Origin of the sequence: Pseudoclavibacter sp. VKM Ac-2888, assembly GCF_015351285.1 — a bacterium.
Taxonomy (GTDB): domain Bacteria; phylum Actinomycetota; class Actinomycetes; order Actinomycetales; family Microbacteriaceae; genus Pseudoclavibacter.
Genome location: NZ_JADKSM010000001.1, coordinates 648,870 through 670,698, shown reverse-complemented (window position 1 = coordinate 670,698; position 21,829 = coordinate 648,870). Strand labels below are relative to the sequence as shown.

At 65.7% G+C, this 21,829-nt stretch carries 27 protein-coding genes; 20 read left to right on the top strand and 7 right to left on the bottom strand.

The genetic code is table 11. The features are described 5' to 3' along the window. Positions 1–14 precede the first annotated feature (14 nt). The 9 genes from ITJ61_RS03155 to ITJ61_RS03115 are packed head-to-tail and all read left to right on the top strand — an operon-like array spanning position 15 to position 8,787. Entirely contained in the window at positions 15–2,972 is a 2,958-nt protein-coding gene (locus ITJ61_RS03155) for a phage tail tape measure protein (protein WP_194685406.1), read from the top strand. Further along, positions 2,960–3,781 (top strand): hypothetical protein, encoded by an 822-nt coding sequence (locus ITJ61_RS03150; protein WP_194685405.1) that lies wholly within the window; start codon positions 2,960–2,962, stop codon positions 3,779–3,781. Before ITJ61_RS03155 ends, ITJ61_RS03150 begins: the two co-directional genes overlap by 13 nt. 12 nt (positions 3,782–3,793) lie before the next feature. After that, entirely contained in the window at positions 3,794–4,900 is a 1,107-nt protein-coding gene (locus tag ITJ61_RS03145; RefSeq protein ID WP_194685404.1) for a hypothetical protein, read from the top strand. Next, complete coding sequence (locus tag ITJ61_RS03140) at positions 4,900–5,496, top strand: hypothetical protein (RefSeq protein ID WP_194685403.1); 597 nt, start codon at positions 4,900–4,902, stop codon at positions 5,494–5,496. The genes ITJ61_RS03145 and ITJ61_RS03140 overlap by 1 nt, the downstream gene beginning before the upstream one ends. 8 nt (positions 5,497–5,504) lie before the next feature. Further along, complete coding sequence (locus ITJ61_RS03135) at positions 5,505–5,963, top strand: hypothetical protein (RefSeq protein WP_194685402.1); 459 nt, start codon at positions 5,505–5,507, stop codon at positions 5,961–5,963. Next, positions 5,960–6,592 carry a hypothetical protein gene (locus tag ITJ61_RS03130; RefSeq protein WP_194685401.1) on the top strand — a complete coding sequence of 211 codons (633 nt, stop codon included), beginning with the start codon at positions 5,960–5,962 and terminating at the stop codon, positions 6,590–6,592. The genes ITJ61_RS03135 and ITJ61_RS03130 overlap by 4 nt, the downstream gene beginning before the upstream one ends. Next, positions 6,589–7,404, top strand: a complete 816-nt coding sequence (locus tag ITJ61_RS03125; protein WP_194685400.1) for a hypothetical protein — start codon at positions 6,589–6,591, stop codon at positions 7,402–7,404. Before ITJ61_RS03130 ends, ITJ61_RS03125 begins: the two co-directional genes overlap by 4 nt. Positions 7,405–7,414: 10 nt before the next feature. Beyond that, on the top strand, positions 7,415–7,897 hold the full coding sequence (locus ITJ61_RS03120; RefSeq protein ID WP_194685399.1) for a hypothetical protein: 483 nt from the start codon (positions 7,415–7,417) through the stop codon (positions 7,895–7,897). Between the two features lie 5 nt (positions 7,898–7,902). After that, entirely contained in the window at positions 7,903–8,787 is an 885-nt protein-coding gene (locus ITJ61_RS03115; RefSeq protein ID WP_194685398.1) for a hypothetical protein, read from the top strand. A 30-nt stretch (positions 8,788–8,817) separates the two neighbouring features. Here the strand turns inward: ITJ61_RS03115 and ITJ61_RS03110 are convergent, their stop codons facing one another. After that, a complete protein-coding gene (locus tag ITJ61_RS03110; protein WP_194685397.1) occupies positions 8,818–9,735 on the bottom strand; it encodes a hypothetical protein in 918 nt (305 codons plus the stop codon). A 50-nt stretch (positions 9,736–9,785) separates the two neighbouring features. Here ITJ61_RS03110 and ITJ61_RS03105 point away from each other — a divergent pair, with 50 nt between their 5' ends. The 10 genes from ITJ61_RS03105 (at position 9,786) to ITJ61_RS03060 (ending at position 15,372) form a co-directional block, all read left to right on the top strand. Then, positions 9,786–10,151, top strand: a complete 366-nt coding sequence (locus ITJ61_RS03105) for a hypothetical protein (RefSeq protein WP_194685396.1) — start codon at positions 9,786–9,788, stop codon at positions 10,149–10,151. Continuing rightward, complete coding sequence (locus tag ITJ61_RS03100; RefSeq protein WP_194686780.1) at positions 10,148–11,110, top strand: hypothetical protein; 963 nt, start codon at positions 10,148–10,150, stop codon at positions 11,108–11,110. Before ITJ61_RS03105 ends, ITJ61_RS03100 begins: the two co-directional genes overlap by 4 nt. A 9-nt stretch (positions 11,111–11,119) precedes the next feature. After that, positions 11,120–11,290: a hypothetical protein gene (locus ITJ61_RS03095; protein WP_194685395.1), complete on the top strand. Its 171-nt coding sequence runs from the start codon at positions 11,120–11,122 to the stop codon at positions 11,288–11,290. A gap of 67 nt (positions 11,291–11,357) precedes the next feature. Beyond that, the gene (locus ITJ61_RS03090; protein WP_194685394.1) at positions 11,358–12,092 is read left to right on the top strand and encodes a M15 family metallopeptidase; all 735 of its coding nucleotides are present in this window, start codon (positions 11,358–11,360) and stop codon (positions 12,090–12,092) included. After that, entirely contained in the window at positions 12,092–12,988 is an 897-nt protein-coding gene (locus ITJ61_RS03085) for a glycoside hydrolase family 25 protein (RefSeq protein ID WP_194685393.1), read from the top strand. Before ITJ61_RS03090 ends, ITJ61_RS03085 begins: the two co-directional genes overlap by 1 nt. Positions 12,989–12,993: 5 nt before the next feature. Continuing rightward, positions 12,994–13,452 carry a hypothetical protein gene (locus ITJ61_RS03080; protein ID WP_104341266.1) on the top strand — a complete coding sequence of 153 codons (459 nt, stop codon included), beginning with the start codon at positions 12,994–12,996 and terminating at the stop codon, positions 13,450–13,452. Next, positions 13,449–13,877, top strand: coding sequence for a hypothetical protein (locus tag ITJ61_RS03075; RefSeq protein WP_194685392.1), 429 nt, complete (start codon positions 13,449–13,451; stop codon positions 13,875–13,877). The genes ITJ61_RS03080 and ITJ61_RS03075 overlap by 4 nt, the downstream gene beginning before the upstream one ends. A gap of 4 nt (positions 13,878–13,881) precedes the next feature. Beyond that, positions 13,882–14,187 (top strand): holin, encoded by a 306-nt coding sequence (locus tag ITJ61_RS03070; protein WP_194685391.1) that lies wholly within the window; start codon positions 13,882–13,884, stop codon positions 14,185–14,187. A 241-nt stretch (positions 14,188–14,428) separates the two neighbouring features. Then, positions 14,429–14,929 carry a hypothetical protein gene (locus tag ITJ61_RS03065; protein ID WP_194685390.1) on the top strand — a complete coding sequence of 167 codons (501 nt, stop codon included), beginning with the start codon at positions 14,429–14,431 and terminating at the stop codon, positions 14,927–14,929. 119 nt (positions 14,930–15,048) lie between these two features. Next, on the top strand, positions 15,049–15,372 hold the full coding sequence (locus tag ITJ61_RS03060) for a hypothetical protein (protein WP_194685389.1): 324 nt from the start codon (positions 15,049–15,051) through the stop codon (positions 15,370–15,372). 992 nt (positions 15,373–16,364) lie between these two features. On the opposite strand, the gene ITJ61_RS03055 is transcribed toward ITJ61_RS03060, so the two are convergent. After that, positions 16,365–18,098 carry a hypothetical protein gene (locus tag ITJ61_RS03055; protein WP_194685388.1) on the bottom strand — a complete coding sequence of 578 codons (1,734 nt, stop codon included), beginning with the start codon at positions 18,096–18,098 and terminating at the stop codon, positions 16,365–16,367. An 84-nt stretch (positions 18,099–18,182) separates the two neighbouring features. After that, entirely contained in the window at positions 18,183–18,695 is a 513-nt protein-coding gene (locus ITJ61_RS03050) for a hypothetical protein (protein ID WP_194685387.1), read from the bottom strand. Positions 18,696–18,749: 54 nt separating this feature from the next. Between ITJ61_RS03050 and ITJ61_RS03045 the strand changes: the two genes are divergently transcribed. Further along, the gene (locus ITJ61_RS03045; protein ID WP_194685386.1) at positions 18,750–18,953 is read left to right on the top strand and encodes a helix-turn-helix transcriptional regulator; all 204 of its coding nucleotides are present in this window, start codon (positions 18,750–18,752) and stop codon (positions 18,951–18,953) included. A gap of 522 nt (positions 18,954–19,475) precedes the next feature. On the opposite strand, the gene ITJ61_RS03040 is transcribed toward ITJ61_RS03045, so the two are convergent. The 4 genes from ITJ61_RS03040 to ITJ61_RS03025 form a co-directional block, all read right to left on the bottom strand. After that, complete coding sequence (locus ITJ61_RS03040; protein ID WP_194685385.1) at positions 19,476–20,144, bottom strand: hypothetical protein; 669 nt, start codon at positions 20,142–20,144, stop codon at positions 19,476–19,478. A gap of 199 nt (positions 20,145–20,343) precedes the next feature. Beyond that, a complete protein-coding gene (locus ITJ61_RS03035) occupies positions 20,344–20,730 on the bottom strand; it encodes a helix-turn-helix domain-containing protein (RefSeq protein WP_194685384.1) in 387 nt (128 codons plus the stop codon). Between the two features lie 92 nt (positions 20,731–20,822). Then, positions 20,823–21,458, bottom strand: a complete 636-nt coding sequence (locus tag ITJ61_RS03030) for a hypothetical protein (protein ID WP_194685383.1) — start codon at positions 21,456–21,458, stop codon at positions 20,823–20,825. Positions 21,459–21,540: 82 nt separating this feature from the next. Next, the gene (locus tag ITJ61_RS03025; RefSeq protein WP_194685382.1) at positions 21,541–21,768 is read right to left on the bottom strand and encodes a helix-turn-helix transcriptional regulator; all 228 of its coding nucleotides are present in this window, start codon (positions 21,766–21,768) and stop codon (positions 21,541–21,543) included. Positions 21,769–21,829 lie beyond the last annotated feature (61 nt).

Below are 21,829 nucleotides of genomic sequence, written 5' to 3'. Positions count from 1 at the left end.
ACACAGGGGGTGCCGTGAAGAGCGTTCTCGTCACCCTCGGAATGAACAACGCCGACTACCTCGCGAAGGCGAAGCAGTCGGCGCAGGCCACGGAAGACCTCGAGGCGGCACAGGCGGCGCTCGGCGACCGGCTCATGTCGCAAGAGCAGGCGATGCAGCACGTCGGCACGCAGATGACCGTCGCCGGCGCCGCCATGACGGCGTTCGCGCTCTCCGCGGTCATGACGTCCTCGAAGTTCGAATCGTCGATGTCGTCCGTGCAGTCCGCGACGATGGCGCCCGTCGAGCAGATGGGCATTCTCCGTGACGCTGCGCTCGAGGCGGGCCAGTCGACGGTCTTCACCGCCACCGAAGCCGCAGCGGGCATCGAGGAGCTCGGCAAGGCGGGCCTCTCCACGTCGAACATCCTCGGTGGCGCCCTCACGGGCGCCCTCGACCTCGCCGCAGCTGGCGAACTGTCCGTGGCCGACGCGGCCGAGCAGACCGCCACGACGCTCTCGCAGTTCAAGCTCGCAGGAGACCAGGCCACGCACGTCGCCGACCTCCTCGCAGCTGGTGCTGGGAAGGCACAGGGCGGCGTCTCCGACCTCGGCCAGGCACTCAACCAGTCCGGCCTCGTCGCCTCCCAGATGGGCCTCTCCGTCGAGGAGACGGTCGGCTCGCAGACCGCGTTCGCCAACGCGGGCCTCATCGGCTCCGACGCTGGCACCTCGTTCCGCACGATGCTGATGCGCCTCACGAACCCGACGGGCGAGGCCGCCGACAAACTCACCGAGCTCGGCATCCAAACGCGCGACGCCAACGGCGAGTTCATCGGTATGGCGGGCTTGGCCGGACAGCTCGAGACTCGAATGAAGGGGCTTACTCCGGCCGCTCGTGACGCCGCCATGGCGATCATCTTCGGGCAGGACGCGATCCGCGCCGCGAACGTCCTCTACGCCGAAGGCGAAGACGACATCAACGACTGGATCGCGAAAGTCGACGATTCCGGCTACGCCGCTCTGGTCGCCTCCGCGCGCCTCGACAACCTCGGCGGCGACGTCGAGGAGCTCGGCGGAGCGTGGGAAACCGCGATGATCCGCATCGGCGCCAGCGCGCAGGGACCACTCCGCGAGGTCGTGCAGTCGGCGGTCGAGATGGTCAACGCGATCGGCGACGCGGACCCGGCCATGCAAGGCGCGTTCCTCACGGCCACCGCGCTGGCCGGCGGCATCCTCCTCATCGGCGGATCCGCGCTGGTCATCATCCCGCAGGTCGCCGCCACACAAGCCGCACTCATCTCGCTCGGCATCACCGCAGCGGCCACACGCGCCGCTGTCGTCGCCGCGCTGAGCAACCCGGTAGCCGTGGCCGTCGTGGCCGCAGCAGCCGCCGTGGCCGGCCTGGAGGCCGCGTCACGGGCACTCTCACTCTCCACAGAGGAGGCAGAGAACAAGCTCAAGGGCGCGACCGACGCGGCCACCCTGTTCCAGACCGTCGCGAAGGCCGATCAGAAGCTCTTCGAGGGCTACCTCGACGAGCAGGGCATGAAGCAGCTCGCGGACCTCCCGCAGCTGCTCACCGACATTCGCGCGCAGGCTGACGAGCCCTGGAAGTTCGGGGAGTTCTTCGACACCGGGTTCTGGGACGCAAAGAGCAGACTCGAGGAGATGGGGGAGGCGCTCGCCGACCTCGACCCGCTCGTCGCGGCCGAGAAGTTCAAGATCCTCGCGGACGAGACGGACGGCAGCACGGAGCAGCTGACCACCCTCCTGGGTGAGATGCCCGCGTACCGTGACGCCCTGCTCGAGCAGGCGAACGCGCAGGGCGTCGTGATCGGCGACCTCGAGACGCTCGCCGGGCAGCAGCAGCTGGCCCGATTCGCGACTGAGCAGAGCACGCCCGTCGTCGACGACTACTCGGAAGCCCTCTCCGGGCAGGCAGCGCAAGCCGAGGACGCGTCCGGCGCGATCGCTGGCCTCGCTGAGGAGCTGTCGAACTACAACAGCATCCTCTACGACTCGCTCGGCGCGGAGATGGACTACTTCGACGCCGTCGACCAGGCGCGGGAAGGGCTCGAGGACTTCAACGAGCAGCTCGACGAGGGGGAAACTCTCGTCGACGGCATGACGGGCAAACTCAACCTCCAAGCGGAGGGCGGGCGCAACGCCATGCAGTCGCTCATGGACGTCGGGCAGGCGACTCGTGACTACGCCGCGGACCTGTGGAACACCACGGGCAGCGCGGAGCAGATGCAGGCCGCCCTGCAGTCCGGGTGGGATCAGGTCTACGACCTCGGCCTGCAGATGGGACTCTCCGAGGAGCAGGCTCGCGCCTACGCGGACCAGCTCGTCGGCATCCCGGACCAGGTCGCGACCGAGATCGTCGAGAACGCTGATGCCGCTCGGATACGTGTCGGCAATTACGTCCTCGCGCTCGGCACGGTGCCCGGGAACGTCTACACCGAGGTCAGCGTCAATACAGATGGCGCTCAGGGCAAGATCACGAAGTTCGTCCAGGACAACAGCGGTCACGTCATCACGATCTACACGAACACGGCCTCCGGCACGCAGGAGATCCGCAACAACCAGGGTGCACCAACCGGCCGCGCCATGGGTGGTGCCATCGAAGGTCCGGGGCCGAAGGGTGTCGACTCGATGCCGTTCATGCTCGCCCCTGGTGAGCACGTCCTCACGGCCGGCGACGTTGACAAGCTCGGCGGGCAGGCAGCCGTCTACAAGATGCGTGAACTCATCCAGCGGGGAGCCTTCCAGGGCCTCGCGCTGGGCGGGGACCCGTATGGCGGGTGGGGGCAGGTCGCGTCGCAGTCGAACGTGTCCTACTCGTCTCCGTCGTTCGCGCAGTCCTCATCGGTCACGGATGCGCGCCAGGACAACCGCAGCGTGAGCTTCACCGGCGCATCGTCGGACGACAGCCGCCTCGAGCGGCTCGTCCGCAGATGGATCAGGGAGGAGGCGACGTGGCCGGCGTAGACGACTACCTCGTGCACCTCGTCCGCGAAGCCGACGAGGCCGTGCTGACGTTCTTCACGGGCATCCGCCACGGGGGCAGCAAGTACGGGCTCGGCATCAAGGCGAAGGGGTTCACCGGGTGGGGAGAGAAGTCCCTGTCCGGTGAGGCCGTCCGCCAGGTGGAACGGCACGGCACCCTCCTCGGGCGTCGACGCCGCGACGCGCAGACCGTGAGCATCCGAGCCGTGGCTGAGGAGCGCACCGACTGGGAGCTCGACCAGCTCGAGCGCACCGTGTTGGGGTTCCTTGCTGAGGGCGACAAATGCCGCCTGCAGGTGCAGAAGTCGGACGGCACCCTGTGGGCGCCGGCGGTGCTCGAAGCGGTCAGCTTCACGCCGCGCGGCTACGCCCCCAAGGCGGACGTCGAACTCGACCTGCTCCTGCCGGACTCCATCCGGTACGGGCAGCACGAGAAGCAGACGGCCACTTCGGGCACGGCGGTCGCCGTCGCGAACCGTGGCACGTTGCACGCCTGGCCGATCATCACCGTCACCGCGACGACGGCGATGCCCGGCGGGTACGGGCTGCGGTTGAAGAACTCCGCCGGCGCCGAACTCGGTTACTTGCGGATCAAGGCTGCGCTCGCTTCGGGGAAGTCGCACCGCATCGACATGGCGAAGGGCCGCGTCTACGCGGACGGGGTCATCGTCTGGCAGGCGCGCCACTCCGGCACGTCTTGGTTCGTGCCTCGCGACCAGATCTGCAGCTTCCAGGTGGAACCCATCTCGGGCACGGCCTCGGCGGTCATCGAGTTCGACGAAGCCCACTGAAGGGAGGTGCGCATGCCGGAGTATCGGTATTTCATCGGCGACACCAACCCGGGCTCGAACTGCGTCGAGGTGACGCCGCTGAGCGGGTCCGAGCAGGACTCGTGCAAGACCATCGGGCGCGGCACGCACACGTTCTCGCTCGGCGAGGACGGGCTCGACCTGTACTGGGCCGACACGGAAGTGATGTTCCAGCCGTGGACGCGATCGATCATCGTCGACTACGACGGGCGCATCACGTTCGCGGGCACCATCACCGGGCACCGCACAAACGAGGCTGCGGAGACCATCGAGGTGCGCTCGCACGCGTTCCGCATCTGGCTCTCCAAGCGCCTCCCGTCCGGCATCGACGCGTTCAAGGACTCCACGTACGGAATCTACGACCTCGACGAGCGCGGCGGGCAGCTCGTGACGCTCGAGAAGGGCCTCGTCGGCTCCTCACCGCGCTTCACCCTGCCCGTGAACGACTTCGAGGACTCATGGGTGAGTCCGGGCACGGTGCGCCGCACGCACGAGTGGTACGCCGGCAAGAGCATCGAGCAGATCATGAAGGAGCTCGAGGACCTGCCCAACGGGTCAGACCTCCACTTCCGACCGCAGTGGCGGGATGGGGTCGTCGGCGGGTCCTGGTTCTGGGAGCGCCGCCTCGGCACACCCCGACTCCAGGCCCCCGAATACGACTTCGACATCGACTCGCCCCTGTCAGGAGCGCTCGACGTGAACATGGACCTCGAGGCCATCAACCAGGTCACGGGTGTCGTGGTGCTCGGCGGCGGGAAGAACCAGGACACGCTCTTCGCGAAGGCCTCCGCCATCGACCCCGCCTACACGGGGCCGTGGTTGGACGAGATCGAACGCATGGGCGACATCGACGACCAGGCCGTTCTGAACCAGCACGCGCAGTCGATCGCGAACTCACGGAAGCGACCACGCCGCACCCTCTCGCTCGCCGCGCAGTCGGACGGGGACGTGTCGGCGGGCGAGCGGATTCCGGGCGTGCGGGTCACGCTCCACAAGGCGAAGCCGCGCACCTTCCCCGCGGGGACGCACACCCGCTACGTCACGGGGTGGCAGCACCGGGTCGGGTCGGAGCTCATCACGCTCGACACGTTGGAGATCTGATGCGCCACGACATCGAGGGAACCGCGTTCTCGAAGCTCGACCGACGAATCACTCGCCTCGAGCAGGCGGGCATCACGCGCATCAGCTTCGGACCCGGTCAGCGCATTCGGATCTACGACGAGGACGGCGTCGACGTCGGCTACGTCGGCGAGCTCCCATCGGGTGGCTTCGGGATCAGCTACGTCTACGACGGCGCCGTGACCTCGGCTGCGGGGATCGCGGCCGTGCACAAGGCGACGCTCGACTACCTCGACGTGCTCGGCGCGTCGCACGCGATCACCCTCTCGGAGCACGCCGCGAAGAACGCCGGCCAAGACGCGTCCATCTCGTACCTGAATGGCGAGAAGAACGTACACGCCGGGCAGATCGCCGCGCTGCAGTCCAACGTGTCCGGCCTGCAGTCCGGGCTCGGGAGCCTCGAAGGGGCGCTCGGCGCGTTGCAGTCCACGGTCGGCGGCATGGCGGGACTCGCCGAGCTCATCACGGCGCTCGACAACACGAACCGGATCCAGAACCTCAAAATCACCGCGCTCGAGAACCGCCTCGATCGTCTCGACGGCGGCGGCGGCGGCGGCCCTGTCGACCCCGGAGCCTAGGAGGCCACATGCCAGTCATCAATGGCCGAGTGCGCGATTTCGGGCTCGGCGACCTCACCTCGCATCGACTGCGACTCATCTTCAGCCCGAGTAACAGCGCCGCGATGGGCCCTGACGGGACGTTGGTCCTCGGGCCGGTGGTCGTCGAGAACGACGACATCAACCCGACCACGGGCGGCTTTCAGGTGGAGCTCGCCCGCACCACGCTGCTCAGGCCCGCGACGCACTTCACGCTGCGCGCGGAGTGGTTCAGCAAGACCAGCGACCGCCTCGAAGGGTACGCGGTCATCGACTGGCCGCTACACGTCCCTGCCGCCGGAGGCGCGCTTTCCACCCTCCTCGACATACCCGGCCCGCTCAACGCCACGGCCTACTCGGCTGTTGACCCCGGCGCGCTCGTCGCTGTCGGCGGCGTCTGGGTCAACACCGGAGTCACACCAGCACGAATCAGGAGACGAAAAGCATGAGCGAAGTTGTCTGGGAAGACCTCGGCGAAGCTCGAGCGATGGACGACCCGTCGGCAACGAGCCTGATGCAGTCCGACACCATGTTCCGGCGGTCCGTCGACGCGCGCGTAAAGCCCGCCATCGGCGAAGCGCTGGCCAATTCCGCCGAGCTCGGCGATGTAATCGTCGGCATGGTCGGCAACATCGCCACCGCGCAGGTCACCGACAGGGTCGAATCGGCCGGGATCCTGACCGAGTCCAAGCTCTACGGGCCGCAGGACGAGGAAACCGACTACCGGTTCGTGTTCAAGACCACGAACAACACCAAGACGTTCGTTCGCTTCAACGCTGCCGGCAACCTCGCGCCCTCGGGAATGCGGATGCTCAACAGCGCCGGCATGCCGTACTTCACTCCCGGCCCCGACGGCGGCTTCCAAATGCGCACCTGGGCAGGAAACGACACCTGGTTTGGGGTCGGTGCCGATGGGATGCCCACAGTCATCGCCAAGTGGGCCCTGGTGAACACGATTGGGCTCTACGGCGGCCCCGACCTGCCCTTCCCGTACCCGGGCAAGACCATCCTCTGGCTGCGGCCAGACCCCGAATCCAGCACGGGCATTCGCGCCTGGGAAGTGAGCCAAGACGCATGAGCATCAACGTGAAGCCCCTCGGGGGTGGTGGCACGACTCGCATCCCCGAGGACATCCTGGCCGAGGACGGCGGTGTCCTCGTGCGCCGCGGCCGACTGCTCTTCCAGTACGACCACACCACGGGCTTCCCGCTCGTCCGACAGCACTACGAAAACGTGTGGCCGCGAAACCCGCTCTCCATCGGCGGCTACCCGAAGGGCCTCATCGTCACGGGACGTGGAGCCGCCGCTGACGGGTACGGGTCCCGCAACTCAGGCGCGGCCATGTACTTGAACCACGACCGCTTCCAAGAGGGAACGTGGTTCACGCTCTCGGGGCGGTTCTCACTCATGGGCGAGACCGCGGGCGCGGTCGCTGGTTTCGGCGCACACATGGACATGCAGGCATGGGACGACACACGCCGCGCCTACCCCAAGGTGCACTTCGACGACACTCGCCGACAGTGGGAGATCCAGACCAACCAGGGCACGTACGTCGACGTCCCGGGCGCGACGTACTTCCCCGGCTTCAACGAGCAGAAGTTCGACAACACGTACATCGCGTTCTCATTCCGCTCGGAGAAGAGCACGCCGGCGCAGCCTCATCCCGCGACCTTCGGGAGCTACGGCCACCTCCAGATCGGTGGGCGCTCGTTCGACCTGCGCGGCCTCGGCGCAGGCTGGTCCAACTACGCACCCCAGGTCGGCACTCCCGAGGACTCCTTCGCCGGAGGACAAAACTACGGATTCTCCGCCTCCACGCCGCTGCCCGGCCAGATCGGCGGCTTCGTCCTGACCCGCATGGAGGTGACCGTCGGTGACGTTCTCAACTAGCACAGGCGCAATGATCCTGATCGCGGAGGGGGAGGGAGTGCGCCCCCGCTCAGCCGGCGCGGCCGCAGTGATCTCGCTCGCGCAGCCCGCGAACTGGGTGGACTTCTCGGACTACACCGAAGTGACGTTCGTGCTGTCCGTGAGGGCAGTCCACGGCAACCCGACCAGCATGTCCATGAAGCCCGCACTGATGTACTGCCAGGCAAACACCGGGGCACCGTGGGACCAGGGCGGTGCGGGAGCCGGATGGCAGTACACGAAGGTGCGCTGGTTCACGGTCTCCGACCTCAACCTCGACACTGACGTGATCGGCGGCAAGGCTGCCTGGTTCCCCGAGATCACCGGCCCGGGCACCTGGAAGGTCACGATCAAGCACTTCCCGACACGCCTCCTCATCGACCTCGGCGAGCATGTCACCTCGCGTCTCACGTTCGTGGGTGGCACCGACCCGCGCGTGCAGATATCACTCGTCGCCTACCCCAAGAAGGGCTGAACGTCATGCCAAGTTACGGTTCGCTGATTCTCCCGTTCGACACCACCGAGTCCGTCCCGTCGCCACCACCTGTCTCGTTCCTCCCTCCCAAGGGAACCCCCGGCGTAGTGGCCCTCTTCGAGCCCGGTCACGCTGCTTCGGGCAAGACGGGCGTTCCCTCGACCGGAGAGTCGTTCGCTGACCCCGCCGAGGAATGGGTCGTCGCGACCCTCGGGCAGCCCTCTGGTGGGTTCGGCGTCACGAACAACATCCCGTCGAGTTCCACGCAGGCGTTCGTCGAGCGGACCGCGAAGGGCGGTCTGCACGCTGGCTTCGCGCAGAGCGGCGGCACGACGTCGTCCTACCCGAACTACTCGGTCGGACTCGGAACACCGCGTCGGGACTACGTCACTGCGCGCGCTGCGGCCGGAGACACGTTCCTCATCGCGAGCATCCTCAACATCACGCGACCGGCCAAGGCCGGATCCAGTGTCGGCTTGCCCGTTGCTGCGCTGCGATCCACGTTCGCCCTGTCGAACATCCTCAACGCTGCCGGCACGGCCGGGACGAACGCCTGGGGCTTCCCGACCGACAGCTCACGTTTCGTAGGGGCGAGCGTCGAGAAGATCGGCAACTACGTCGTTGTGGTCGTCGCCGCGAAGGGACCGATGCCGTCCGGGTGGACCGCGAGCAACACCCTCGTACTCATGGGCCCCCGTGATGTCGACACGCTCAACGTCGTGCCGAGCATCGACCACAAGCTCACGTACGTCGAGAACCTCACCGCGACTGGGCGACCGTTTGCAACGGTACTGGCCGCCATCAAGGCCGACTTCGTGCGTCGATTCCAGACGGTTGGTGGGAAGTACAACGCCGACACCTGGACGGACCCGCTGACCAAGGTGGCGTGAGGCATGTCGGCGGGTCTGGCCCGAGCGCTCTTAGGTGTAGAAGCCCCGCAGCATATCCACGTCGTCGATCCTTAGAAGATCGAACCCGACGCTATGGGTGCCATATTCGACGCGGATGAGCTTGTAGAGGCCATCAGGAACTCCGTCGTCTGTTCCTGCGATGAGATCGATGTGGAGCCTTTCTTTATCGACGCGTCGTATGTCGAGCCAATCGACGTGTGCGGGTCTCGTGGGTCCGAGGCGAGGGGCCGGGGCCATCTCCGGGAGGTCAACCTCTTGCATGAGCAGGGTCAGGGACACCTCGACGGCCACGGCCGCCCGCTCGATCACGTAACCGGGGAGGTCGAGCTCCTGAACTCCGATGACTTGGCTCGTGTCCATCCATGGCGGAATGAGTGGGCTCGCGTGTGAGCCCCAGGTATTACTGATGTCGGCAATCAGGCCTGACCATGGGCGCATGCGCTGGCTTGTGTGCTCCTTGCCGCCTCGCTTCGAGGTCTCGGTGATGTACGCGGCTGGAGACTGCAGCCACGTCAAGAGCGTCGACGGCCGAGGTGCCTGGTGTTCCGGCCGACTCGGCTTCGCGTAGGTCTCCGAGCACGGGAAATTACCGATGCTGATGTGAGTACCTTTGCTGAGCTCGGGGGGTTTGGAGATCAACAGGCTCGGGTCCGTCAACTCCAAGCAATCGATAGCGCGCTTGATGAGCCCGTCTCCGCAAAGCGTCCGGAGTATGGCTGCGACATCGTCGATCGCAGCGAAGTCGCCGTCGAAATGAGCTGTGAGGTGGCGCGATAAACGCGACGTGGCACGGACGAGGTACTCAAGGGTTTCCTCCTTTGTTGCCTCTCGGTTCCATTCCTTGTTCTGATGCTGTCCTTTTGCCATCGCCACTCCCTCGCCCGTTGCGCTAAACAGTAGCTGGGCAGAGGCCGGGTGTCCGTTCACAGCGTCGTTTCTACGGGCGCAACTGTTTGAATCTCTCTTCTGGAGGCCTCATGGCTCGCGCCGTCGTATCCGAAACCGTCACGCTCCTCGCGGGTGACCGCGTCGACCCGATCAGCATCCCCGTCACAACCAGCGAGGGCACCGCGGTGGACCTCTCGGAGTGGACCGATTGGCGGTGCTGGTGGAAGGCCGGGACGAAGGTCGTCGCCGCTCAGGTCGGCACTGAGCGGCTCGCCGAGGGTGTCCTCGAGATCACCCTGACGGGTGCTCAGACGCGCGAGCTCCTCGGGGCGGCCGAGAGCGTCACCGGCTCGTACGACGCCGAGGCGACACGGACCGACGACACGGAGCCCACGACCTGGATCGAAGGCAAGTTCCGCATCCGGGACGACGTCACCAAGGAAGGCACCCCGTGACCGAGTACAAGGCCGAGGTCCAGCAGCAGCCGCAGTACACGGCGAGCATGACTCAGCCCTTCGGCGGTGGCGCCGTGAAGTCCGTCAACGACAAGACGGGCGACGTCGTGCTCACGCCAGGCGACGTCGGCGCGTCCCCAGTCGGCCACACACACGACGCAGCGTCCCTCGTGGGGCTCAACGCGACGCTCGTGGGGCTCGGCAACGTCGACAACACCAGGGACGCGCAGAAGCCCGTCAGCACGGCCCAGGCCGCCGCGATCGCCGCCAAGGCGAACGCCTCCCATGTGCACTCCGCGGCAGACACCACGTCGGGCGTATTCCCCTCGGCGAGGCTCGGCACGGGCATAGCCTCCGCCTCGACGGTGCTGCACGGCGACGGCGTGTTCCGCACCCCCTCGGGTGGCGGCATCGACCTGCCGCCCGGCACCGGCTCCCCAGAGGGAGTCGTCGTCGGCACGGTCGGGCAGCGGTACACGGACACCGCGAACACGGCAGGCGCGTTGCAGTGGGTGAAAGCCACAGGCACCGGCAACACCGGATGGCGAGTGTCCGAGGGGGACACGGGGTGGCGCAACATCACCACCACCGCGTTCGCAACACACATCGCCACGAACCCGAGCTTCGTCACGTCCGGTCGGCTGCTCGTGCGGCGCATCAACGGCGTCGTGTACCCCGGTTTCGACGACCTGATGTTCGCCATCACCGCAGGACAGAAGTTGGACGTGCGTGTGGACTTCCCCGAGGGGTTCCGCACGGGCATCGTCTACCCGGGCATGGTGTTCGCGCAGGCGGGCGGTGCCGTCGCGGGAGGTGCTGGCATCCGGGTCGACGCGTACGGCCCGTTCTGGATGCTCCGCACCGTCTCCTCGACGACGCGCCTGCGGGAGTTCAAGAACTTCCCCGCAACGCCCATCACGTGGGCTTCCACCTACCCGGGCACGCCCGGACCCGCCTAAGGAGCGACCGTGACACCCGAAGATCTGAAAGACCTCGACGACGGGCACCTCGAGAGCCTGCGCGTGGACGTCCTCACGGAGCAGGAGCGGCGAGCGAACCTCGCCGCGATCCCCGCCCAGATGGCTGCGCTCAAGCAGACGTTCCTCGACGGCGGCGGAGACCCCGCCGACCTGCCCTGACTCCACTTCCCACACTCTCGGCCCTGCACTCACCGTGTGGGGCCTTTCGCGTCTCTAGGAGGCACACATGGCGTTCGCCAAGAACATCGGCTTCCCGAACGGGGATAGTCGCAACGCTGACGGCGAGGCGCTCGGAGTTCTCTTGCGTGCGGAAGCTGCCGGCGCGCTGGACGCGTTCGCGTTCTACTTCGAGAAGGAGTTCGGCTATCGCCCGGACGCTGCCGAGGGGATGCGCAACCTTGACCGGCAGAACTTCTACTACGACCGGTTCGTCAACAAGCGCCCCGGGTGGACAGTCGCGGCCGTGCCTGGCACCTCGAATCACGGGTGGGGCCTCGCCGTCGACTTCGGCGGCAACCTCAACGTGTCCTTCACGGAAGAGCACGCGTGGGCCGCGAAGACTGCACCTCTCTTCGGGTGGGTGTGGACGGGCAAGGATTTCGGGGAGCCATGGCACTTCGATTACCTAGGTGTCAACGTCTCGGCGAAGCAGGCCACGGAGTACATCGCCCGCGGCAAGCTCGGCGGGATGATCCAGGACGACGGGTTCACGGACCAGGACCGCGCCACCCTGTACGCGCTGACGACCGGCGCGCGGCCTCTCGCGAATGGCTATCCGTTCCCGGCGCGCGACGCTGTGCAGAACAACCTCGAAGCCGTCATCACGCTCCTCCGGCAGGTTGCCACCCGCCCCGGCGTGAACCTCGCCGAGGTGTCCGCGTCGCTCTCCAACGCCCTCACGCCGCTCCTACCGCGAGCAGTCGCGGACGAACTCGCCCGCCGACTCACGAAGGGAACCTGATGCTCGGCATCGACATCTCATTCCACCAACCGCAGGTCGACTACGCGAAGGCCGCCGCCGCGGTCGACTTCGTCGTCCTCAAAGCAGGCGGCTCCAACACCGGCGACAGGTACACCGACTCCCGCTACCACCAGCACGCCGCGGGCTTCGCCGAACAGGGCAAACCCATCGGCGTCTACTGGATGAACGGCCAGGGGCCGGTGGCAGCCGACGCGCACTACTTCCTCGCCAACCTCCGCGCCGACACCCGAGCGTTCATCGCTCTCGACCTCGAAGCGATCGACGGCTACGCCACGTGGTCGCCGGCCGCGGCAATGGAGTGGTTCGGCATCGTCCATAAGGCGCTCCCCAAGGTGCCGCTCCTGGCGTACATGAACTCGAACGTCGCCCAGGGCGAGGGGGCGCGCAACCACGACTGGCGTCCGCTCGTCGACGCCGGAATCCAACTGTGGGTTGCGCACTTCGGCGTTCCCGCCGGAGGGCACGTCAACACGGGGCCCTGGCCGAATGCCGTCGCTCATCAGTTCACCGAACGGGGAAGCCACCCGGGCTTCCCCGGCCTCATCGACCTCAACCACGCACCACGAATCTTCTGGGAGGAAGACGACATGTTCACAGACCAGGACCGCGCGAACCTCAACGCCCTCGCTTCCGGCTCGCTCCCCAACGCGAAGGGCTACCCGTTCCCGGCGCGCGACGCCGTCCAGAACAACCTCGAAGCGATCATCACTCTCCTCCGCCAAGTGGCGAAGAACGACAACGTCGACGAGAAGGCCCTCGGTGAGGCCGTCGCCGGCGCGATCCGCCCCGTCGTCGAGTCCGCGCTCAAGGATGTCGCCCCGGGCGCATCCGCGAAACAGATCGCCGACGAACTCGGCAAGCGACTCGCGGCCTGACCGTCATGTGGCGCCGTCTCGCGCGGGCGAGCATCTGGCACCCAGACGCGATCCCGCCCGAGGAGCTGAAGTACGCATCCATCAAGCGGGTGTGGTTGCCGCTCTACGACTTCATCGCGATCCTGGCCGGCATCTGGGCGCTCGTGTTCGGGAGCCCGATCCTGCACAAGCTGTTCACGAACGAGGCCGTGGACTTCCTCGGCGCCCTGCTCGCAGCGGCCGGGCTCGTCTGCTTCTTCGGGGTGCTCTTCCCAGCGCTCTGGCGGGTGGAGATTGCCTGCAAGCTCGTGATTCTGATGCTCCTCGGCGGGTATGCGGCGACCATCGTCGTGTTCCGCACGAACCCGGAACCTGAAGCCCTCTTCATCGTCTTCATCCTCTGCCTCGGCATGATCCCACCCCTGATCCGCCTGTCGATCCTCGGCGAGGAGATCAAGGACCGCCACGACGAGGGGGACGCATGATCGCAGAGGCCAGCGGCGTCACCATCGACGGGCAAGGGTTCATCACCATCGCCGTCGGCCTGCTCGGGTTCCTCGGCGTGCTCGTCACGTTCCTCGGGACGCGCGGCAAGACGACCGCTGACGCGAAGGCAGCGCTCGACAAGCGCATCGACGACCGCCTCGCCGCGCAGATGACCCTCGACGAGGAGAAGATCTCGAAGCTCACCGCCCGCGTGGAAGAGCTTGAGACCCACTCCGGCCACCAGGACCGGAAGATCAAACGCCTCGAGGACCGCGACAAGCGCAAGTCGCAGATCTTCCAGCGCATCTTCACTACTCTCGCCGCGATGCTCCCCGCCTCGCCCGAGCTCGAGCTGACGACGTCGGAGATAGACCTCGTCGGCGACACCATCCCGCCCTCATGGGTGCGACACCTGAAGGAGTAACCTCATGTCCCTCATCTCTGAACCCGAGACGCACGGCGAGCACGTCGAGCGCACCACGAAGCTCGCCGCCGAGCAGAAGCCGTCCGCACTCTGGTCGGTCTCGTTCTGGCGCGGCACCGGCGAACGAGCCATCAAGACCGCTGCTCAGGCGTTCGTCGCCACGCTCACCGTGTCGACCGGCGCCGAGCTGATCCCCGCTGTTAGCGTGGAAGGCATCAACTGGCTCGCCGTCGCCTCCGTCACCGGAGTCGCGACGATCCTGTCCGTCGGCACGTCCATCGGTAACGCCGACTTCACGGCCGGCCGCTGACCTTCTGCGCCAACGACTCCGCCCCTCTCGCTGTAGCGACCCTGGACACCCAGGGTGACGCTGCGCGGGAGGGGCGTGTTTCGTCGTGCCGCCCAAAAGCACATCGAGGGTGTGGTTGCGCTCAGCACGACGACCAAGAATGCGGGGTCCCCGCATGTACTGCATGATTACCTCCATGCTGCTAGTTGAGTGCGCCAAGCACGGAATCCACGTCAACGGCTTGGTTCGCTTGCCAAGCACCATGACGATGGACTTCGTCGATTCAGCCTTGCCTTGTGCATTCTGCGGGACAACGAGTCCCGTGGTCTCCGGGTCGTACAAGCGGGACTCGGACAGTGAGGACGTTTGGACCAGCGTGCAACTGACCCTCGATCAGCAACGCCGCCTGGCGCATCTCGCTCTCTGGGCCATCGAGGCCCGCGCTGAGAGCAAGTTCTCGACTGAGTACATCATTGAGCGGATTGAGGCTGAGGCAAGCAAGATACCCGGCATATCCGCCGTCATCCAGCGAGTCAAAAATCATCCGTACGCGGTAGGAGCGGGGGCCGTGCTCGCTTTTCTTCTGGGAGCGCTCAACGTCGCGGGTGACCTCTCGACGGTCTACTCCGTCATCGCTCCGCAGGAGGTCGTGGTTCAGTATGTGGAGCCGTCGCCACCCACCACAGTCCACCCAGACCCCACAGAGTCATTCCAGAGGCCAGTAGGCGAAGCGCCGGAAGGTCCACCTCCACAGCGAAAATAGCGCCGACGATGGCGATAGTTCCCCAAAAGATGGCCATTCGCATGCCAAGAGATTAACACCGCCCCTTTCGCGGAAAGGGGGCGGTTTCGTGTTCGCCCATGACGTGTGATCATGAGCTCATGACTGATCCCACACCAGAAGGCATCTACGAAGCTGCGAAGAAAGTGGCTGCAACTGCTGAGCGGTACGCGCTCGCGATCCATGTCGCTGCGGTGAAGCACGTCACGGGGGCCTTGGAGCAGACCGCGGCTACTCAGGAGGTGGTCCGCCTCGCCAAGGAGGCCCTGGACGTGCCGAACATTACCCCTGCCTTACTCGTGCAGGCTGTAGCGAAGGCTGGGGCGGCGACGACGTCGGCTTTGGCCAGCCAGCTCGGCGTCGACGCCGTCGCGATCGCCGAGGGGACGGAGATCGACAACACGTTGATGCGCGGCGACGAGTAGCAATCGACACTGTCACTCTTCCCAGATGAGCACGAGTCGCCACCCGTCGGTGTCGTGCCGAAGGTCGTAGAGACTCCCGGCCTCGCCGTCGCGTTGGGCGGTGGCTCGACAGTGCTCCGCGTTGAGGCGGTTCACCTCGGCCTCGCCTGTTGACTATCGGCCTGCGAAGCGCTCGCAGAACGGCTCACCATCGAGCAGGCGGAGTTAGACCCATTCATGGTTGCCATGCAAAAGGCCGCATCGACTGGAGTTATCCACACAGGCGCGCTAGCGTTCGCGGGTTAATTCGCCGAGCCCGGTGGTGTGTCACAGGTGCTCACCTGAGGTGACCTCGCTGCGCAGCGCGTTGGCGACGGCATCGCCGTGGGGTCCACATTCGTCTCCGGAGCCCTCGCCCCGCTCGGCATGTACGCGCTGTTCCACAATCGAGGTGCCCCGAACGCCTACCGCGCCTGATTCGCGGGGTCGCACTCGGGTGGTTCTATGCGACCCCCACGCGAGGTGGCTTCTCGTCCTGAACGAGCATGGCGGTATGCCTCTTCAGCGAGGGTGAGCAGGAGGCTGAAAATGCACACGAGATTTGCGACCGTAGATAACTCGACGGAACCGATCGCTTCGGGCTCGAATAGTCCAGCCATGTTCCACAGCACTACGAACGACGCGAGGACGTAGACGAACGTGCGGCGTCGGGCCTCGGATCCCGGTCCTCGGCGCCTGTTGTAGATCTCAGCTTCGATCGGATCGGTGGGCCGAACCAATGAGGCGCGCCAAGATGGTAGAAACGCTGTCGCCAGTATCAGGGTCGGAATGACCTGCGTGGAGACTTCGATCGCACTTCGGAATCTGTCTGCTTCGTCCATGACCGAAAGACTAGAGCTCTGGAGATCTCGCTGCGGCCGCCCCCTCGAGCGGGAGCCATCCCGGACACCCGGGACGACGCTTCGCGGGAGGGGGCGGTTTCGTCGTTGAGCTGAGTTTTGGCTTGGCCGGCGCTACGGTTTGGCCGTGCGCTTTCGAGCGAGGAGAAGCGTGACGCCGAGGGCGAGCAGCGAGCTCGTGAGGAGGCCCAGGGGGGCAAGCGTGTCTGTCCCGGTGGATGCAAGCGCGTGAGGTTGTTCGCTGTGTGGTGGGGTGGGGTGTCCCGCGGGGGCTGATGCGGCTGACATGGAAGGTGCAGATGGGTCGCTTTCAGCGGTAGCGGTCGAAGAGGCTGGTATGGGGGGAAGCGGTGCGCTTGTCGTCCCGGTCGGAGTCGGTGATGCGGTGATCGTGCTCGTGGGGGAGTCGGTGACTGTCGGTGACGCTGTCGAGACTGCGGTCTCCGTGGGGGACGGTGCGGCCGAACCGGTGGGGTCCGGCGTCGTCGGCGAAGGAACACCCGTTGGTGTCTCTGTCGGTGTGGAGCTTGCTGTCGGGGTCTCGGTTGCTGTTGGCGAGGGGGTGGCGGTGATGGTCGGGGAGGGCGTTCGGGACGGGATTGGGGCGTCGCGGGGCAGGACGGTCATGTCTGGCAGGCCTGAGATGATCGGATGGTCGGACGTCAGTGTGGTCACATTGCCGTAGTCGTCGACGAGCTCGGCGCCCACAACTTCGTAGACACCTCCTCCCCACTTGGGTATGTCCTCTTCGTAGGGGGTGACGGTCAGCCATGCTCCGGACGCGCCGGTAAGAACTTCGCCCAGTCGGTCGCCACCGTCCCCACGCATGGTGTAGATCGTCCCCCGGTAGTTTTTGAGGTAGAACCTGACATCGTCCATGTCGCTCTCATCCCGGATGGTCCAGTTGATATCCGGTTCGTCACCCATGCGAACCGTGGACTGCTCGAATCCTGCTGAGAGCAGTTCTGGAGCCGTGACGTCTGGTCCTCCGGAATCGACAACCGTGAACGCCGCGGCGGAGGCCAGTGCGGCGTTGTCAGCTGGCGTGGCCTGGATGAGTCGGTTCTCGTGTTCGTCCCATGTGGTGAGCTGGGTAACTCGATACTCGCCGAGCGCCCACGTGAAGTTGTTCACTGTGAGGTGCAGTGCTCCCGAGACACGATCGCCTTCCCTGGTCGCAGTCAGCATGTCGAAGCCCTCAGCCGTGTACGACCGGCCATCCGGGCCGGTGATAGTCAGCAGCAGAGACTTGACGCGGCTGGACTCGCGCATCGTCCAGTTGAACCAAATGACGTCGCTCTGACGTACCTCTGCCGGTGCGTCCACTTGCAGGTCGATGAGCTCTGGTGCTTCTTGGTCGCCGTCTGTGCCCACGTCGATTTGGAGCTTCGGAAGAGCTTGGATAACTGGGCTGTATGCCTCGTCCGCACCCCCGTGCACGCCCAACTCGTCGAAGAAGCCCAGGCCTTGCACGCGCCATTCACCAGGCGCCCACTCCGGTCCGTTGGGGGAAAAGGACGTGGTGCCGAAAACGATGTCCCCTTCGCGCCCCGTAATCTCCATGTCGTAGTGTCCGAGGATTTTCCTGGTTTCCGGAGAGAAGACCGTGCCGTTCGCGAGGTCCACTGCGCTGTATGCGATGTCACGGGTGCTGCGCACACTCCAGTTGATGCGGACGGTGTCACCGCCTCCTACTGTCGTCGGCGTTACGATCTCGGCGCTCAAGAGTTCCGGCCCGACGTCAAACTCGTTGTACTCGTTCGCCAAGACTCCAGGGGCGGCGGCTGCAGTTGTCGCAAAGAGCAGCACCGCGGTGCAAGCGCAAAGGAAAGCCAGAAGTTTCTTCATATGTCTCCGATGAGAGAGCCGGGGGATGGAGCCAGACTACTGATGCGACCACGCGACTGGGAAGACAGCCACGTCATGCAGAACTCACCACACTTTCTTCCTCGTGGCCCGCTGATCCATGCAGAGCAGCGCGACCGAGAGCTCAGACGCGAGGCTCTGCGCGGCGAGGGCGTCGCCCTCGAGAATGACGGTGCCGCGGATCTGCGCGTTGCTGTGGGAGATCGCCCACTCCTTCTTGCTCATGGTCCCGCCCTCGAGCGCGCGCCGCACCTCGGCGCGCACGTCACCCGCGGTGACCCATTGCAGCATCTCGAGCCACGCGTCGAACACTGCGAGCGGTTCGAACAGGATCGGCTCGTAGGTGTCGCCGTCAACAGTGGCCGGCGTCGGCACGAGCTCGCCGTCGACGTCACGCAGCGGAGGTGTCTCGCCCCACAGGAGCCACGAAATGCCATCGACGGGCCTCGTCGCCAGCGGGCGCCAGCAGACGATGCGTTTCGTCCACTTCGAGTCCACCCGCTCGCGGACCGCCTCACACCGTAACGCCAGCGACTCGAGGGCGACTTTGGCGGTGACCTGCACGGCTGGTTCGTTCATGCGGGGGAGTGTGCCACGGGCCCCCGACAGTGGTACATGAGGCAAGATCGGGACATGACGCGACTGGTTGACGACGAGCTCCTCACGACTGCGCAGGCAGCCAGACTCCTCAATATGCAGTCGAGCACGCTCCGTAACTGGAAGTACCTCGATGACAAGGACGGTGGCCGCCGCGGGCCGAAGGCGACGAAAGTCGGCCGGCTCGTGCGGTATCGGCTGACCGATATTGAGGCATGGATCGTCGAGCAGAACTCATGACGACGCCCGAGTTTCTCTCGCCGCAGGAGCTGTGCGAACGCGTCCCCGGGTTGACGATCGCGTCGCTTGCAACCCAGCGATCCCGTGGGGGAGGCCCGCCCTTCCGCAAAGCGAACGCGCGCGTGGTTCTCTACGTCTGGTCTGAGTACGTGGAGTGGCTCGATTCCACGAAGACAACTCGCGCTGACCGCTACAGGGAACGACCGTAAACCGCAGCGTGCCATTCGCTAGAGGGGGCGCCCCCGAATATCTCTCACCCGCACAGCTGTGTGGACGCGTGCCGGGGCTCACGGTGCGAAAACTCGCCGCGCAACGCAACGGCAGTGATCAGGTGGCCCGCCGTCCGTCAAAGCCACGCCGCTGACAGTGGTGCACGAGTGGGGTGAATACGTCGACCGGCTCGAGAGTCAGAAGAGATCGCAAACCAACAGGTTTGGCTCCCGCCCGAACTGAGGAGGATCTCGTCCCGACAGACGCACGGAGAGCCCAGCACGCACGAGTGCTGGGCTCTCCGTGCGTGCTCTAGGAGCCTGAGGCCGCCGCGATGATCTCGCGGATGACGTCGTTCGCATGCCCTACCGCCGTGAGCAGCACGTCGATGCTTTCGTGCGACACGGACTCAGGGAGGACAACGGCCCAAGTCGCCGACTCGAAGACTACGGACACACCAGCTGCCTTCATTTCCGAGGTCTGACGACCATCGCACACATGGTTGTCGACACCGAACGGATCGGGCACACCTCGATTGACGCACCCCGGGCGCTTGCACGCCCAGACTCGCATTCCGGGCTCGAGGTCCGAAGCGGGAGCCTTCTGATCAACAGGCCCGTGAGTGCCTGCCGACGCCATGCGACCGCGAGTGTCCGACGAGCGGAGCGCTCGACACATCTGTCCCGCTTCCCGGAGAGCTTCGGCGAACTGATCAGCCTTCTCGAGATCCGGGAACTCGTCTTTAGGATCCCCAACGTGGACGACCCAGTCGCCGGCCTGCGTCGAGTAGTAGACGACGACGTCCGCGAGTCTGAGCGCCTCGGTCTGTGGTGCGTCGCAGAAGTGGTTCTCGGCTCCGGTGGGGTCAGCCTCACCCTGTAGTGCGCACCCGGGTCGGGTGCACACGAATATCTCCGCATCAGGCTCGAGTCCCTCGATCGCCGTCTGTTCCATGTTCATGGTTCTTGCCTCGTTCATCATCGAATCCTTCTCATTTCACGTCCACGCCGCGAAGCGGTGGGGCTGGTCATTCATTGGTCTCTCATTGGTGTTGTTCACTGGTTGGGTCCGGCTCCCGGACTACCTAGTAGTCCGACTCCTGGACCACCTGGTCCACCTCCCGGACCCCCTAGTCCGGTGCCGGGACCACCCACCTGTGGTCGGTGGTCCCGCATCCGGACTACCCGGCAAGCCTCAGATGCGATCCGTGCATGCCCCGTCGCTCCGCGTCCATCCACCGCTCGTCCGTCTCTCGGAGCTCGAACGAGACGTGCGGCAAGTAGTAGTGGTTGGGTAGATTCCTGCTCCCCACCCGCTGACGCTCCACTCGGATGTACCCGCACGCTTCGAGAGTCGATATCGCTTCGATCACCGTTGACCGGCCCGCACACGTCTCGCGCGCGATCTTTGCCAGCCCTGGGTAGGCGTAGCCGTGCTCTTGATGCTCGTACTCCGCCAGCAGAAGCAGCACGGCTTTCTCCGTCGTGCTCATCTTGACCAACTGCCCCGTGTCCGGATCGGGCCTCATGAAGAGCGGTTGCGCCCATCTGCGAGCGCTCAGGCTCATCGGTGGTCCTCTCGATGGTGATGGTGATGCGCTGCCAAACCGCGAGCAGCAGAGCGATGGTGAGCGCCACGCAGGCTATGAGTGCCCACGAGCTAGCCGGATGCACGAGCGGCCTCACGGTTGCGCACGGCCGCGATCTGGCCGGCCTCCTGCAGTGCCGTCGCGAACTGCCGAGCTTCCTTCGGCGTCACGAAGCACAGCGCCTCCGTGTTGACGACCCATCCGCGCCCCGGCTCGTGGGACACGTTGACGCAGCACTCGGCCATCAGCGGCGTGCTGGTGGCCTCGCAGACGCAGGCGTCCTTGGGGTCCTCGTGCGGGGCGAGCATCTGCCATTCGCCGGCGTGGATGCATCCGGGGCGTTCGCACTTGAACGCATCCCGCGATGTCTGCAGCGTTGTGGAGAGGGCCGCCTGCCCTCGGATGATCCGCTCACCCCATCCAGTGAACCCCTCGCAGAACGTCTCACCGGCGCACACGCGCTCTGCGATGCGCAGGGCCTTCTGCCACCCTCTCGGGTCCGCTGTGAGAGGTCTGGCGATGACCTCGCGGCTCTCGAGCATGATCCAGATGGCGAACTCGTCGAGCTCAAACTTCCCGGTTCGCTCGTCGTACGCGAACTCGTTGCGCGAGAGGCGCTCGTGGGGCATCCGGAATGAGGGCGTGAAGGTCGCGAGCTCGTCGACGTGGATGGCGCTCGAGGGAATGGCTGGGCTATGCTGTGTCATGATTCCGCTCCTCGGGAGGGTGCTGGATTGCTTACTTGGCCCCCGGCTGCTGCGCTAACAGCACCGGGGGCTTTCCTCGTGGTCACGACGCGTCCTCGAATGCGGCGACGATGAACGCCTCGACGTCCGTGGCACGGAACATGCGGCGTCCGCCGATGAGCGCGGACTTCGGGGCGGTGCCCTGGTGGATCATCCAGCGCAGCTGCTTCTCGCTCTTGCGTAGCGCTTCCGCGACCTCCGAAAGGGTCAGCAGCGCGGTGGCGGCAAGGGTTCCGGCAGTGGACTCGACAGGCTTGACAGTCTCAGACATGTCACTCTCTTTCCTAGTGGGAATTGACTAGCACGGCTAGTGAACCATGAAAGCTTGTTGA

Excerpts from the sequence above, each read along its gene's own strand:
- ITJ61_RS03145 (WP_194685404.1), top strand. The coding sequence starts at position 3,794 with ATGCCGGAGTATCGGTATTTCATCGGCGACACCAACCCGGGCTCGAAC.
- ITJ61_RS03140 (WP_194685403.1), top strand. The coding sequence starts at position 4,900 with ATGCGCCACGACATCGAGGGAACCGCGTTCTCGAAGCTCGACCGACGA.
- ITJ61_RS03135 (WP_194685402.1), top strand. The coding sequence starts at position 5,505 with ATGCCAGTCATCAATGGCCGAGTGCGCGATTTCGGGCTCGGCGACCTC.
- ITJ61_RS03130 (WP_194685401.1), top strand. The coding sequence starts at position 5,960 with ATGAGCGAAGTTGTCTGGGAAGACCTCGGCGAAGCTCGAGCGATGGAC.
- ITJ61_RS03125 (WP_194685400.1), top strand. The coding sequence starts at position 6,589 with ATGAGCATCAACGTGAAGCCCCTCGGGGGTGGTGGCACGACTCGCATC.
- ITJ61_RS03120 (WP_194685399.1), top strand. The coding sequence starts at position 7,415 with ATGATCCTGATCGCGGAGGGGGAGGGAGTGCGCCCCCGCTCAGCCGGC.
- ITJ61_RS03115 (WP_194685398.1), top strand. The coding sequence starts at position 7,903 with ATGCCAAGTTACGGTTCGCTGATTCTCCCGTTCGACACCACCGAGTCC.
- ITJ61_RS03105 (WP_194685396.1), top strand. The coding sequence starts at position 9,786 with ATGGCTCGCGCCGTCGTATCCGAAACCGTCACGCTCCTCGCGGGTGAC.
- ITJ61_RS03090 (WP_194685394.1), top strand. The coding sequence starts at position 11,358 with ATGGCGTTCGCCAAGAACATCGGCTTCCCGAACGGGGATAGTCGCAAC.
- ITJ61_RS03085 (WP_194685393.1), top strand. The coding sequence starts at position 12,092 with ATGCTCGGCATCGACATCTCATTCCACCAACCGCAGGTCGACTACGCG.
- ITJ61_RS03080 (WP_104341266.1), top strand. The coding sequence starts at position 12,994 with ATGTGGCGCCGTCTCGCGCGGGCGAGCATCTGGCACCCAGACGCGATC.
- ITJ61_RS03075 (WP_194685392.1), top strand. The coding sequence starts at position 13,449 with ATGATCGCAGAGGCCAGCGGCGTCACCATCGACGGGCAAGGGTTCATC.
- ITJ61_RS03070 (WP_194685391.1), top strand. The coding sequence starts at position 13,882 with ATGTCCCTCATCTCTGAACCCGAGACGCACGGCGAGCACGTCGAGCGC.
- ITJ61_RS03065 (WP_194685390.1), top strand. The coding sequence starts at position 14,429 with ATGACGATGGACTTCGTCGATTCAGCCTTGCCTTGTGCATTCTGCGGG.
- ITJ61_RS03060 (WP_194685389.1), top strand. The coding sequence starts at position 15,049 with ATGACTGATCCCACACCAGAAGGCATCTACGAAGCTGCGAAGAAAGTG.
- ITJ61_RS03055 (WP_194685388.1), bottom strand. The coding sequence starts at position 18,098 with ATGAAGAAACTTCTGGCTTTCCTTTGCGCTTGCACCGCGGTGCTGCTC.
- ITJ61_RS03050 (WP_194685387.1), bottom strand. The coding sequence starts at position 18,695 with ATGAACGAACCAGCCGTGCAGGTCACCGCCAAAGTCGCCCTCGAGTCG.
- ITJ61_RS03045 (WP_194685386.1), top strand. The coding sequence starts at position 18,750 with ATGACGCGACTGGTTGACGACGAGCTCCTCACGACTGCGCAGGCAGCC.
- ITJ61_RS03040 (WP_194685385.1), bottom strand. The coding sequence starts at position 20,144 with ATGATGAACGAGGCAAGAACCATGAACATGGAACAGACGGCGATCGAG.
- ITJ61_RS03035 (WP_194685384.1), bottom strand. The coding sequence starts at position 20,730 with ATGAGCCTGAGCGCTCGCAGATGGGCGCAACCGCTCTTCATGAGGCCC.
- ITJ61_RS03030 (WP_194685383.1), bottom strand. The coding sequence starts at position 21,458 with ATGACACAGCATAGCCCAGCCATTCCCTCGAGCGCCATCCACGTCGAC.
- ITJ61_RS03025 (WP_194685382.1), bottom strand. The coding sequence starts at position 21,768 with ATGTCTGAGACTGTCAAGCCTGTCGAGTCCACTGCCGGAACCCTTGCC.